Below are 12,730 nucleotides of genomic sequence, written 5' to 3'. Positions count from 1 at the left end.
CTGACACGGCCGGTGCAGCACTCAAGGAGAAGAACCATGCCGAAGCCCGCCAAGGGTGCCCGTCTGGGCGGCAGCGCCGCGCACGAGAAGCTGCTTCTCGCGAACCTCGCGAAGTCGCTGTTCGAGCACGGCCGCATCACCACGACCGAGGCCAAGGCCCGCCGCCTGCGTCCGATCGCGGAGCGTCTGATCACGAAGGCGAAGAAGGGCGACATCCACAACCGTCGCCTGGTGCTGCAGACGATCACGGACAAGAGCATCGTCCACACGCTCTTCACCGAGATCGCCCCGCGCTACGCCGAGCGTCCGGGTGGCTACACCCGTATCACCAAGATCGGCAACCGTCGTGGTGACAACGCCCCGATGGCCGTGATCGAGCTCGTCGAGGGCGAGATCGCGAAGAAGGCCACCGTCGCCGAGGCCGAGGCCGCCACCAAGCGTGCGGTCAAGGAGGCCGAGGAGGCCAAGGTCGAGGAGACCAAGGCCGAGGACGCCGCCGAGGCTCCGGCCGAGGAGTCCAAGGACGCCTGAGCGTTCTGAAGACCAGTGAACGGGCCCGTTCCCCTTTGTGGGGGCGGGCCCGTTCCGCTGAAAGGGATATGAGACGTGAGCGATGACGTGAGGCCCGGCTTCGTACGGGTGCGGCTGGACCTGTCGTACGACGGCAAGGACTTCTCCGGCTGGGCCAGGCAGACCCGGGGACAGCGGACCGTACAGGGCGAGATCGAGGACGCGATCCGTACGGTGACCCGGTCGTCGGAGTCGTACGAGCTGACCGTCGCCGGCCGCACGGACGCCGGTGTGCACGCCCGCGGCCAGGTCGCCCACGTCGATCTGCCGCAGGAGCTGTGGGACGAGCACCGCGAGAAGCTGCTGCGGCGCCTTGCCGGGCGGCTCTCGCACGATGTGCGGGTGTGGAAGGCGGAGGGGGCCCCGGCGGGCTTCAACGCGCGTTTCTCGGCGATCTGGCGGCGGTACGCCTACCGCGTCACCGACCACCCCGGCGGTGTCGACCCGCTGCTGCGCGGCCATGTGCTGTGGCACGACTGGCCGTTGGACGTGGATGCCATGAACGCCGCAGCCGCACGGCTGCTGGGGGAGCACGACTTCGCGGCGTACTGCAAGAAGCGCGAGGGTGCCACCACCATCCGGACGCTGCAGGAGCTGCGCTGGGAGCGCGGCGCGGACGGGATCCTGACCGCGACGGTCAAGGCCGACGCCTTCTGCCACAACATGGTGCGCTCGCTGGTGGGCGCCATGCTGTTCGTCGGGGACGGGCACCGGCCGGTGGACTGGCCGGGGAAGGTGCTGGCCGCGGGGGTACGGGACTCGGCCGTGCACGTCGTACGGCCCCACGGGCTCACGCTGGAGGAAGTCGGCTACCCCGCCGACGAGTTGCTGGCCGCCAGGAATCTGGAGGCCCGCAACAAGCGGTCACTGCCGGGCTCACCCACCGGCGGGAGCGGTGGCTGCTGCTGACGCCTGCATCTCGCCGCGCGCGACGATCTGACGGAACGTGAATTCCGCCAGGTCGTCGCCCGGCTGGAACGCCTTGGTGTCGCCCTTGGTGACGGACTTTCCGTTGAGGTAGCCGGTCGCCGTGAAGTACGCGTACCGGCCGTAGGAGTTGCCCACGAAGCGGCAGACCGGACCGCCCTTGCAGAAGCCGTCCACGCCCGAGCCGGAGAGCGGGGCGATGTTGCGGGCCGACCGCTTGACGGCCGCCTGGGCCTGAGCCTCCGTCGGGAAGGTGGCGACACCGATGGTGACGGCCACGCCGTCCTTGGTGTACGTGGCGCGGAAGACCTGCTCGCAGCCGTTGGCGGTGAGGGCCGCGCCGAGCGAACCCTGGGTGGCCGAGGCGCAGTTGCCCGTGCGGGCCGTCGGGCCCTTGGCGTACACCCGGTTGCCCATCGTCAGCTTCTTGCCCGGGAAGAGGGTGTCGGCGCTGAGCGGCGCCTTGTCCTTCTTCTCGTTGGAGATGAAGTCCTTGGGGTTGGGCGGGGGAGGCGGCGCCACCGACGAGAACGAAGGCTCGGGCCGGCCCGTCTCGTTCGGCAGATCGGGAGCCGTGGGCAGGTCACTGGCGTTCTTGCCGGAGTCGCCGTTGTCCTCGTTCATCGAGACGACGGCCGTGGCCACGATCGCGGCGACCGCCGCCGTCGCGACCGCGCCGCCGCCGATGAGCAGCCACTTCTTGCGCCGGGCGCGCGACGCGGACGCGTCCGCGAGCGCGGCCCAGTCGGGTGTCTGCGACGGCTGTGCGTGCTGATGCGGCTCCTGCGGCCACTGTGGTCCCCCAAAGCTCATGCCGCGCATCCTAAACCGGTTGGGCGGAAGCGTGTCCGGCGGTGAGAATGCCCGCCATGGGACATCTCGAGGCCGGACATCTGGAGTACTACCTGCCGGACGGGCGGCCGCTGCTCGGCGACGTCTCCTTCCGGGTGGGGGAAGGGGCGGTGGTCGCCCTCGTCGGGGCGAACGGCGCGGGCAAGACCACGCTGCTGCGGCTGCTCTCCGGGGAGCTCAAGCCGCACGGCGGGACCGTGTCGGGGAGCGGCGGGCTCGGGGTGATGCAGCAGTTCGTGGGCTCGGTGCGGGACGAACGCACGGTCCGTGACCTGCTGGTCTCGGTGGCCCAGCCGAGGATCCGCACGGCGGCGCGCGCGGTCGACGAGGCCGAGCAACTGATCATGACGGTCGACGACGAGGCCGCGCAGATGCGGTACGCCCAGGCGCTGAGCGACTGGGCGGAGGTGCAGGGGTACGAGGCCGAGACGGTCTGGGACATGTGCACCATGGCCGCGCTCGGGATGCCGTACGAGAAGGCGCAGTGGCGGCTCGTACGGACGCTCTCGGGCGGTGAGCAGAAGCGGCTGGTGCTGGAGGCGCTGCTCCGTGGGCCGGACGAGGTGCTGCTGCTCGACGAGCCGGACAACTATCTGGACGTGCCGGGCAAGCGGTGGCTGGAGGACCAGCTGCGCGAGACCCGTAAGACCGTGCTCTTCGTGTCCCACGACCGGGAGCTGCTGGCGCGGGCAGCGCAGAAGATCGTCGCGGTGGAGCCGGGGCCGTCGGGCAGCGACGTCTGGGTGCACGGCGGCGGCTTCGACACCTTCCACGAGGCGCGGCGGGAGCGGTTCGCGCGCTTCGAGGAGCTGAAGCGGCGCTGGGAGGAAAAGCACGCGCAGCTGAAGAAGCTGGTCGTCAATCTGCGGCAGGCCGCCTCGGTCAGTCATGAGATGGCGTCCCGGTACGCGGCGGCGCAGACGCGGCTGCGGAAGTTCGAGGAGGCAGGACCGCCGCCGGAGCCGCCGCGCGAGCAGGACATCCGGATGCGGCTGCGGGGCGGACGGACGGGTGTGCGGGCGGTGACCTGCTCCGGACTGGAGCTGTCCGGCCTGATGAAGCCGTTCGACCTGGAGGTCTTCTACGGGGAGCGGGTCGCGGTGCTGGGGTCGAACGGCTCGGGCAAGTCCCACTTCCTGCGGCTGCTGGCCGGGGAGGACGTGGCGCACACGGGCGAGTGGAAGCTGGGGGCGCGGGTCGTGCCCGGGCACTTCGCCCAGACCCACGCCCACCCGGAGCTGATGGGCCGCACCCTCGTCGACATCCTGTGGACGGAGCACGCCAAGGACCGGGGCGGGGCGATGAGCGCGCTGCGGCGGTACGAGCTGGAACGGCAGGGCGACCAGACGTTCGACCGCCTGTCGGGCGGCCAGCAGGCGCGCTTCCAGATCCTGCTGCTGGAGCTGCGCGGGACGACCGCGCTGCTGCTGGACGAGCCCACGGACAACCTGGACCTGGAGTCGGCGGAGGCGCTGCAGGAGGGGCTCGAGGCGTACGAGGGCACCGTCCTGGCCGTCACGCACGACCGCTGGTTCGCGAGGTCGTTCGACCGCTACCTGGTCTTCGGCGCGGACGGCCGCGTACGGGAGACGGCGGAGCCGGTGTGGGACGAGCGTAGGGTGGTGCGGGAGCGGTAACGGCGCCTGGGCCTTCGGACGTGTCCCCGGCTGTGGGGCCGAGGCGTTTTGACCCGGGTGGGTGCCCGAAGGTATTCTTCTGGTTCGTTATGCGTATTGGCTTGGTCGTTCTCACGCGAGGGGCCCTTACGCCGGTCCACCGGGCCGATGACCAGCGGCAGGCACTCGGGTTGCGTCCCCGATGTGCGGCCAAGGCTGTCGTGATCGTCCGGGTGGCCTTGTCAGGACCCACTCACTGAAGAAGCGAAGGCTACGACCGTGCGTACGTACAGCCCCAAGCCCGGCGATGTCACCCGCCAGTGGCACGTCATCGACGCCCAGGACATCGTCCTGGGACGTCTGGCGACCACTGCCGCCACCCTTCTGCGGGGCAAGCACAAGCCGATCTACGCGCCGCACGTTGACGCTGGTGACTTCGTCATCATCATCAACGCCGCGAAGGTGCACCTGTCCGGCAACAAGCGGACCCAGAAGATGGCGTACCGCCACTCCGGCTACCCGGGTGGTCTGCGTTCCGTCCGTTACGACGAGCTCCTCGAGAAGAACCCCGAGAAGGCCATCGAGAAGGCCGTCAAGGGCATGCTCCCCAAGAACTCCCTGGGCCGTCAGATGCTCTCGAAGCTGAAGGTCTACGCGGGCGAGAACCACCCGCACGCTGCTCAGCAGCCGGTCCCGTTCGAGATCACCCAGGTCGCGCAGTAAGTCCGGCCACCCCCTAAGACGAAGAGAATTCTGAGGAGAATCGTGGCCGACGAGACCACCACCGAAGTTCCGCTCGAGGGCGAAGAGACCTACGCCGAGGTCACCACCTTCGAGTCCGAGGCCCCCGTCGAGGGCGAGTACACCAGCGAGTCGCTCGCGTCCCGCTTCGGCGAGCCGCAGCCGGCCGCCGGCCTCGGCCGTCGCAAGAACGCCATTGCCCGCGTCCGGATCGTTCCGGGCACCGGCAAGTGGAAGATCAACGGTCGCACCCTTGAGGACTACTTCCCCAACAAGGTGCACCAGCAGGAAGTCAACGAGCCCTTCAAGGTGCTCGAGCTCGACAACCGCTACGACGTCATCGCCCGTATCTCGGGTGGCGGCGTCTCCGGCCAGGCCGGCGCCCTGCGCCTCGGCGTGGCCCGCGCGCTGAACGAGGCGGACGTGGACAACAACCGCGGCCCGCTGAAGAAGGCCGGCTTCCTGAGCCGCGACGACCGTGCGGTCGAGCGCAAGAAGGCCGGTCTGAAGAAGGCCCGTAAGGCGCCGCAGTACAGCAAGCGCTAATCCCGCCTGCTTGCCACAACGGCATACGTTCGCCCCGGCGGCACTCCGTGCTGCCGGGGCGTTCCGTTTATCGCACCTGGGGCGACCCCCCGGGGTGACACAGCTCGATGCCTCGGGCGTATAAACACAGGAAAGCGCTAAGAGGCTCGCGTTTTCGGAGCATTTTCGGAGGACACCAGTGGGACGACTCTTCGGCACGGACGGTGTGCGCGGTGTCGCCAACGCGGATCTGACGGCGGAGCTCGCGCTCGGTCTGTCGGTCGCGGCGGCGCACGTGCTCGCTGAGGCGGGCACGTTCGAGGGCCATCGGCCGACGGCGGTGGTCGGGCGTGATCCCCGTGCGTCCGGGGAGTTCCTGGAGGCCGCCGTCGTGGCGGGTCTCGCGAGCGCGGGCGTGGACGTCCTGCGCGTCGGTGTGCTGCCCACCCCCGCTGTGGCGTACCTCACCGGTGTGCTGGGCGCCGACCTCGGCGTGATGCTCTCCGCCAGCCACAACGCCATGCCCGACAACGGCATCAAGTTCTTCGCCCGCGGCGGCCACAAGCTGGCCGACGAGCTGGAGGACCGTATCGAGGCCGTGTACGAGGAGCACCGCACCGGCGCGCCGTGGGACCGGCCGACGGGCGCCGGGGTCGGCCGCGTACGGGACTACGACGAGGGCTTCGACAAGTACGTCGCCCATCTGATCGCGGTCCTGCCGAACCGGCTCGACGGGCTCAAGGTCGTCCTCGACGAGGCGCACGGCGCCGCGGCCCGGGTCTCGCCCGAGGCGTTCGCGCGGGCGGGCGCGGAGGTCGTGACGATCGGCGCGGAGCCGGACGGGCTCAACATCAACGACGGGTGCGGGTCCACGCACCTGGATCTGCTGAAGGCCGCGGTCGTCGAGCACGGCGCGGACTTCGGTATCGCCCACGACGGTGACGCCGACCGCTGCCTCGCCGTCGACGCGGCGGGCAACGAGGTCGACGGCGACCAGATCCTGGCCGTGCTGGCCCTGGCCATGCGCGAGGCGGGCACGCTGCGGGGGAACACGGTCGTCGCGACCGTGATGTCGAACCTCGGCTTCAAGCTGGCGATGGAGCGCGAGGGCGTGAAACTCGTGCAGACGGCGGTCGGCGACCGCTACGTCCTGGAGGCGATGAAGGCCGAGGGGTACGCGCTCGGCGGCGAGCAGTCCGGCCATGTCATCGTCCTCGACCACGCGACGACGGGCGACGGCACGCTGACCGGTCTGATGCTGGCGGCGCGGGTCGCGGCGACGGGACGCTCGCTGGGGGAGCTGGCCGGTGTGATGGACCGCCTGCCGCAGGTCCTGATCAACGTCCCGGACGTCGACAAGTCGCGCGTCGCGACGTCGGACGAGCTGGCGGCGGCGGTCGCCGACGCGGAGCGCGAGCTCGGCTCCACGGGCCGGGTGCTGCTGCGCCCGTCCGGCACCGAGCCTCTCGTCCGCGTGATGGTCGAGGCCGCGGACATCGACCAGGCGCGGTCGGTGGCGGGGCGGCTGGCGGACGAGGTGAAGTCGGCGCTGGGCTGACGTCTCCGCAGGGGGTGCCCCCTGCGGGTACCCCCTGGCGGGGTGCGGGCTTGGCCGGTGCCGTGGGCTTGGCCGGTGCCGGGTGCGGCTGCTGTGGGTGGTAGTCCGCCCTCCGGCACCGGGCTGCAGACGGCAACGCTCCGCCGTTCGGGCGAGTCGGGGTGTGGCGCGGTGGGCGCCGGTGGTTGAGGCTCGTACGTTCGGGTCGTATGACGGACGTATCCAGGGAGCGGCCCAGTCGGCGCGCCGCGCTTGCCGGGCTCGTCGGCGGGGCCGCGATGGTCGCCGGGTGTACGCGTTCGGACGCGGCGCCCACATCCAGCCCGAGCCCCACGGCGTCGGCCCCCGCCGGCGCGGGCGGTCCGACGCCCGGAGCGATGACGCTCTTCAAGGACCCGGCGTTCAACTTCAGCGGGCTCCTCGCGCTCGGCGGGTCCGGCTTCGGCGGCGCTGAGGTCGGTGAGGTGCTCACCGCCGTGAACGCGATCAACAAGGCCGGCCTGTCCTCGCAGACGTACGTCGAGACCTTCAGGAAGCTCGGCGACCAGCTGATGGAGGCGCCCGAGGACAGCAAGCCCGACGACCAGACCACGCGCTTCCGTGCGCTGCGGGCCGCGCAGTACTACGGCCAGGCGCTGTTCTTCGTCCTTGGCTCCGAGAACCCGGGCAGCGAGGAGCAGCTGTACAAGGCCGGGCGCGGCGCCTGGGACAAGTTCTGCGATCTGTGCGACCCGGCACCGGTGAAGGCGAACGTCCCGTACGGGAAGACGCCGCTGCCGGTGTGGTTCTTCCGGCCGGACGAGTCCACTACGCGCCGCCCCACCGTGATCCTCACGAACGGCAGCGACGGACAGAACGTCGACATGTGGACCTACGGTGTCGCGGCCGCTCTGGACCGCGGCTGGAACGCTCTCGTCTACGACGGGCCCGGCCAGGGGCAGCTGCTCTTCGTCGACCAGGTGGTCTTCACGCCGACCTGGGAGAAGGTGGTCACCCCGCTCGTCGACTGGCTTTCCGGCCGCCCGGACGTCGACACCGGCAAGATCGCCCTGACCGGGCTGAGCATGGGGGGTGACCTGGCACCCCGGGCCGCGGCCTTCGAGAGCAGGATCGCCGCTCTGGTGGCGATGCCCGGCTGTGTGGATCCCTGGCTGGGCTTCCCTCCGGAGCTCCGGGAGATCCTCGGGCCGAGCAAACAGGAGACCAACGACATCTGGAACAAGGAGGTCGTCCCCGAGCTGCCTCCGGCCGATGCAGCGACGGTGAAGAAGCGCTTCGAGCCCTTCTCGATCCCGGCGATGCTGGCCGCCAGACAAGGCAAGATCTTCACCGACTTCTACACACCGGCCAAGCTCATCGAGTCGATGAAGATCACGGACATCGTCGGCCGCATCAAGGCGCCCACACTGGTCCTCGACTACGACGACGAGCAGTTCTATCCCGGTCAGCCGCGCCAGATGTTCGACAAGCTCACCGCCCCCAAGGACTACGTGAAGCTCACCACCGCCCAGGGCGCGCAGCTGCACTGCTCCCCGATGGCCCCGCAGCTGCACTGCGAGGTCGTCTTCGACTGGCTGCGGGAGACGCTGTCAGGCCGCTGAGTTCCTCGCCGTACGCCGCCGCTGGTTCTTCCACAGCCATTTCTGGGTGTACAGCGTGAGCGTCCCGGCGAGGATGATGCCGAGCAGATTGAGCAGCAGCTGCTCGCTGGAGCCCCAGGCCTGGCCGTACTCGCTGTAGCTCAGGGCCACCGCCGCGTTCGCCGCGGCCGGGACCGTCGTCACCGAGATCGCCACGCCGACCAGGGCGCCCGATTTGGCCGAGGTCAGCGAGAGGGTGCCGGCGATGCCCGCGAGGACGGCGACGACGAAGGAGAACTCGTCGGGGGCGTAGATGAAGGCGGTGTTGGGCCGGTCCGCCTCCAGCATCGAGCGCTCGAAGAGGCCGATGCCGTTCATGAAGTAGCTGAAGCCGACCGTGAGCAGCATCGCCGCGGCGAAGCCCACGATCAGCGCCACCAGTGAGCGCCACGCCAGCCGCGGCAGGCGCTGCACCACTGCCGTGCTGAAGCCGGCGAGCGGCCCGAACTCGGGGCCGACGGCCATCGCGCCCACGATGAGGATCGCGTTGTCGAGCACCACACCGCACGCGGCGATCATCGTCGCCAGCGTCAGGAACGCCATGTACGTGAAGGAGAGCGTCGACTCCTCGTGGGTCGCGTCGGTCAGCTGCTCCCACAGCACCGCGTCCGCGCCCTCGCCCGGAGCCTCTTCCTCCGCCTTGTCGGCGCGCTTGGACAGCGACAGGTCGATGTTCTCGACGGCGATGGAGCCGTCCCTGTCCAGGCCGAGTTCCCGGAGGCGGCCGATCAGCTCGTCGCCGGCCTCGCGTGCCACGTCGCACAGGACCAGATCGCCCGAAGGGTTGCGGGCGGCGCCCGTCACCACGGCGAGATGGGCCGTACCGACCGTCTTCTCGACGGTACGAACGACCTCGTCGGTGCGGTCCGTCGGGACGATCAGGCGCAGGTGCAGCACGCGGCGCTCCTCAGAGTTTGCGAAGGGACAGGCGCTGGACCTTGTGGTCCGGGCCCTTGCGCACGACCAGCGTGGCACGTCCCCGGGTCGGGGCGACGTTCTCCATCAGATTGACGCCGTTGATCGTGCGCCACATGGTGCGGGCGTAGTCGAGCGCGTCTTCCTCCGACACCTGGGTGTACCTCCGGAAGTACGAGGACGGGTCCTGGAAGGCCGTCTCGCGGAGCTTGCGGAAGCGGTTGAGGTACCAGCGCTCGATGTCCTCGGGCCGTGCGTCGACGTAGACGGAGAAGTCGAAGTAGTCGGCGAGTCCGACCCGGGTGCGGCCGTCCTTGCCGGGGAGCGCGGGCTGGAGGACGTTGAGGCCCTCGACGATGAGGATGTCGGGGCGGCGGACGGTGAGGCGCTCGCCGGGCACGATGTCGTAGATGAGGTGCGAGTAGACGGGGGCGGTGACCTCGTCCTTGCCCGCCTTGATGTCGGCGACGAAGCGGGTCAGTGCGCGCCGGTCGTACGACTCGGGGAAACCCTTCCGCGACATCAGGCCGCGGTCCTGGAGCTCCTTCATGGGGTACAGGAACCCGTCGGTGGTGACGAGTTCGACGCGCGGGTGCTCGGGCCAGCGGGCGAGCAGGGCCTGGAGCAGACGGGCGACCGTGGACTTGCCGACGGCGACGGAGCCCGCGACGCCTATGACGAAGGGCGTGCCGCGCTGGGTGCCGTGGCCGTTGCCCGCGTCGCCGAGGAAGGTGTTGAGCGCGCCGCGGAGATTGGCGGTGGCACCGACGTACAGATTGAGCAGCCGGGAGAGCGGCAGGTAGATGTCCCGTACCTCGTCGAGGTCGATGACGTCACCGAGCCCGCGCAGTTGCTCGACCTCGGCTGCGGTCAGCGGGAGCGGAGTCTTGTCGCGGAGGGCGCTCCACTCCTCCCGGGTGAGGTCGACGTAGGGGGACGTCTCTGTCCTGTCGGCCCTGCGGCTTCGTGGCGGCGAAGTGATCACATGCTCATTGTCGGTCCAGGCCGGACGGAGTGCGGCGTGGCGTCGCTCACGCCGGGGGGCGTCTGTGGACACGCCGGGCAGGAATGTCGGTGGCGTACGTCACAGTTGCGGGTGGGCGGGCGGTCGGCCGGGACAGCCGCACCCCGGGTCCGGGGCGGCGCGCGGTGCACGCCGTAGGCTGCGGCCATGTGCGGAATCGTGGGTTACGTGGGAGCGCAGTCCGCGCTCGATGTCGTCATCGCGGGGCTCAAGCGGCTCGAATACCGGGGGTACGACTCGGCGGGCGTCGCCGTGCTGGCCGACGGCGGGCTGGCCGCGGCCAAGAAGGCGGGCAAGCTCCTGAACCTGGAGAAGGAGCTGGTCGACCGGCCGCTGCCGAGCGGTTCGACGGGCATCGGGCACACCCGGTGGGCCACCCACGGCGGGCCGACCGACGCCAATGCGCATCCGCATCTGGACAACGCGGGGCGCGTGGCGGTCGTGCACAACGGCATCATCGAGAACTTCGCGGCGCTGCGGGCCGAGTTGACCGAGCGCGGGCACGATCTCGCGTCCGAGACCGACACCGAGGTCGTGGCGCATCTGCTCGCCGAGGAGTTCTCGTCCTGCGGTGAGCTGGCGGAGGCGATGCGGCTGGTGTGCCGGCGGCTGGAGGGCGCGTTCACTCTGGTCGCGGTGCACGCGGACGAGCCCGACGTGGTCGTGGGTGCCCGCCGCAACTCGCCCCTGGTGGTCGGCGTGGGGGAGGGGGAGGCCTTCCTGGCCTCGGACGTGGCGGCGTTCATCGCGTACACGCGGTCGGCGATCGAGCTGGGGCAGGACCAGGTGGTCGAGCTGCGGCGCGACGCCGTCACGGTGACCGACTTCGAGGGTGCGCCGGCCGAGGTGCGGACGTACCACGTGGACTGGGATGCCTCCGCCGCGGAGAAGGGCGGCTACGACTACTTCATGCTCAAGGAGATCGCCGAGCAGCCGAAGGCGGTCGCCGACACGCTGCTCGGGCGGATCGACGCGAGCGGGTCGCTGACGCTGGACGAGGTGCGGATTCCGGCCGCGGTGCTGCGGGAAGCGCACAAGGTGGTCATCGTGGCGTGCGGTACGGCCTTCCACGCGGGGATGATCGCCAAGTACGCGATCGAGCACTGGACGCGTATTCCGTGCGAGGTGGAGCTGGCGAGCGAGTTCCGCTACCGGGACCCGATCCTCGACCAGCGGACGCTCGTGATCGCGATCTCGCAGTCCGGCGAGACCATGGACACGCTGATGGCGTTGCGGCACGCGCGGGAGCAGGGCGCGAAGGTCCTGGCCATCTGCAACACCAACGGGTCGACGATTCCTCGGGAGTCCGACGCGGTGCTGTACACCCATGCCGGCCCCGAGGTCGCCGTCGCGTCGACGAAGGCGTTCCTGACGCAGCTGGTGGCGTGCTACCTGGTGGCGCTGTACCTGGGGCAGGTCCGGGGGACCAAGTGGGGCGACGAGATCCAGGCGGTCGTCCGCGAGCTGTCGAAGATCGCGGACGAGGTCGACCGGGTCCTGGAGACGATGGAGCCGGTGCGGGAGCTGGCCCGGTCCCTGGCGGACAAGAACACCGTGCTCTTCCTGGGGCGGCACGTGGGGTACCCGGTCGCCCTCGAGGGAGCGCTGAAGCTCAAGGAGCTCGCCTATATGCACGCGGAGGGCTTCGCGGCGGGCGAGCTCAAGCACGGGCCGATCGCGCTGATCGAGGAGGACCTTCCGGTGGTGGTGATCGTGCCGTCGCCGCGGAGCCGGTCCGTGCTGCACGACAAGATCGTGTCGAACATCCAGGAGATCCGGGCGCGGGGAGCGCGGACGATCGTCATCGCGGAGGAGGGTGACGAGGTGGTGGCGCCGTACGCGGATCATCTGATCCGGATCCCGGCGACGCCCGCGCTGCTGCAGCCGCTGGTCGCGACGGTGCCGTTGCAGGTGTTCGCGTGCGAGCTGGCGACGGCCCGGGGCAATGAGGTGGACCAGCCGCGCAACCTGGCGAAGTCGGTCACCGTCGAATGATCATCGGGGTGGGGATCGACGTCGCCGAGATCGACCGGTTCGACGATGCGCTGCGGCGGACGCCGGGGCTGGCGGACCGGCTGTTCCTCGACAGCGAGCTGCACCTCCCGAGCGGGGAGCGGCGAGGAGTCGCCTCGCTCGCGGTCCGTTTCGCCGCGAAGGAGGCGGTCGCGAAGGCGTTGGGCGCACCGGCCGGGCTGCTCTGGACGGACTGCGAGGTGTACGTCGAGGAGTCCGGGCAGCCGCGGCTACGGGTGCGGGGAACGGTCGCGGCGGCTGCGGAGGCGCGTGGGGTGCGCTCCTGGCACGTCTCGCTCAGCCACGACGCGGGCGTGGCGTCGGCGGTGGTGATCGCGGAGGGGTGACG

Annotated in this window: 12 protein-coding genes; 9 read left to right on the top strand and 3 right to left on the bottom strand. The window is 70.2% G+C overall.

Features of this window, described 5'->3' with window-relative positions:
* Nucleotides 1-36 precede the first annotated feature (36 nt).
* Nucleotides 37-531, top strand: a complete 495-nt coding sequence (gene rplQ, locus ACWCXB_RS17865; protein WP_450723861.1) for a 50S ribosomal protein L17 — start codon at nucleotides 37-39, stop codon at nucleotides 529-531.
* 75 nt (nucleotides 532-606) lie between these two features.
* Nucleotides 607-1,479, top strand: a complete 873-nt coding sequence (truA, locus tag ACWCXB_RS17860; protein ID WP_450723859.1) for a tRNA pseudouridine(38-40) synthase TruA — start codon at nucleotides 607-609, stop codon at nucleotides 1,477-1,479.
* On the opposite strand, the gene ACWCXB_RS17855 is transcribed toward truA, so the two are convergent.
* Nucleotides 1,447-2,310, bottom strand: coding sequence for a hypothetical protein (locus tag ACWCXB_RS17855; protein WP_450723857.1), 864 nt, complete (start codon nucleotides 2,308-2,310; stop codon nucleotides 1,447-1,449). The genes truA and ACWCXB_RS17855 overlap by 33 nt on opposite strands.
* Before the next feature lie 56 nt (nucleotides 2,311-2,366).
* On the opposite strand from ACWCXB_RS17855, the gene ACWCXB_RS17850 reads away from it, so the two are divergent.
* From ACWCXB_RS17850 to ACWCXB_RS17830, 5 genes are all read left to right on the top strand, one after another.
* Nucleotides 2,367-3,986 carry an ABC-F family ATP-binding cassette domain-containing protein gene (locus ACWCXB_RS17850; RefSeq protein WP_450723855.1) on the top strand — a complete coding sequence of 540 codons (1,620 nt, stop codon included), beginning with the start codon at nucleotides 2,367-2,369 and terminating at the stop codon, nucleotides 3,984-3,986.
* 258 nt (nucleotides 3,987-4,244) lie between these two features.
* Nucleotides 4,245-4,688, top strand: a complete 444-nt coding sequence (rplM, locus tag ACWCXB_RS17845; protein ID WP_450723853.1) for a 50S ribosomal protein L13 — start codon at nucleotides 4,245-4,247, stop codon at nucleotides 4,686-4,688.
* Between the two features lie 42 nt (nucleotides 4,689-4,730).
* Entirely contained in the window at nucleotides 4,731-5,252 is a 522-nt protein-coding gene (rpsI, locus tag ACWCXB_RS17840; protein WP_450723851.1) for a 30S ribosomal protein S9, read from the top strand.
* A 178-nt stretch (nucleotides 5,253-5,430) separates the two neighbouring features.
* Nucleotides 5,431-6,789, top strand: a complete 1,359-nt coding sequence (glmM, locus tag ACWCXB_RS17835) for a phosphoglucosamine mutase (protein WP_450723849.1) — start codon at nucleotides 5,431-5,433, stop codon at nucleotides 6,787-6,789.
* Nucleotides 6,790-6,998: 209 nt separating this feature from the next.
* A complete protein-coding gene (locus ACWCXB_RS17830) occupies nucleotides 6,999-8,390 on the top strand; it encodes an alpha/beta hydrolase family protein (protein WP_450723847.1) in 1,392 nt (463 codons plus the stop codon).
* Here ACWCXB_RS17830 and ACWCXB_RS17825 read toward each other — a convergent pair.
* Both ACWCXB_RS17825 and coaA read right to left on the bottom strand, forming a co-directional pair.
* Entirely contained in the window at nucleotides 8,379-9,326 is a 948-nt protein-coding gene (locus tag ACWCXB_RS17825) for a DUF389 domain-containing protein (protein ID WP_450723845.1), read from the bottom strand. The two genes, ACWCXB_RS17830 and ACWCXB_RS17825, sit on opposite strands and share 12 nt — an antisense overlap.
* A gap of 10 nt (nucleotides 9,327-9,336) precedes the next feature.
* Entirely contained in the window at nucleotides 9,337-10,329 is a 993-nt protein-coding gene (gene coaA / locus ACWCXB_RS17820; RefSeq protein ID WP_450723843.1) for a type I pantothenate kinase, read from the bottom strand.
* A gap of 186 nt (nucleotides 10,330-10,515) precedes the next feature.
* Between coaA and glmS the strand changes: the two genes are divergently transcribed.
* Nucleotides 10,516-12,363: a glutamine--fructose-6-phosphate transaminase (isomerizing) gene (gene glmS / locus ACWCXB_RS17815; protein ID WP_450723841.1), complete on the top strand. Its 1,848-nt coding sequence runs from the start codon at nucleotides 10,516-10,518 to the stop codon at nucleotides 12,361-12,363.
* Nucleotides 12,360-12,728 carry a holo-ACP synthase gene (locus tag ACWCXB_RS17810; protein WP_450723839.1) on the top strand — a complete coding sequence of 123 codons (369 nt, stop codon included), beginning with the start codon at nucleotides 12,360-12,362 and terminating at the stop codon, nucleotides 12,726-12,728. The genes glmS and ACWCXB_RS17810 overlap by 4 nt, the downstream gene beginning before the upstream one ends.
* Nucleotides 12,729-12,730 lie beyond the last annotated feature (2 nt).

The organism is Streptomyces sp. NPDC001514 (genome assembly GCF_053597075.1).
Note: the sequence above shows the minus strand (reverse complement) of the source record. Positions and strands in the feature narration are given on the sequence as shown.

Excerpts from the sequence above, each read along its gene's own strand:
- rplQ (WP_450723861.1), top strand. The coding sequence starts at position 37 with ATGCCGAAGCCCGCCAAGGGTGCCCGTCTGGGCGGCAGCGCCGCGCAC.
- ACWCXB_RS17855 (WP_450723857.1), bottom strand. The coding sequence starts at position 2,310 with ATGAGCTTTGGGGGACCACAGTGGCCGCAGGAGCCGCATCAGCACGCA.
- ACWCXB_RS17850 (WP_450723855.1), top strand. The coding sequence starts at position 2,367 with ATGGGACATCTCGAGGCCGGACATCTGGAGTACTACCTGCCGGACGGG.
- ACWCXB_RS17830 (WP_450723847.1), top strand. The coding sequence starts at position 6,999 with ATGACGGACGTATCCAGGGAGCGGCCCAGTCGGCGCGCCGCGCTTGCC.
- glmS (WP_450723841.1), top strand. The coding sequence starts at position 10,516 with ATGTGCGGAATCGTGGGTTACGTGGGAGCGCAGTCCGCGCTCGATGTC.
- ACWCXB_RS17810 (WP_450723839.1), top strand. The coding sequence starts at position 12,360 with ATGATCATCGGGGTGGGGATCGACGTCGCCGAGATCGACCGGTTCGAC.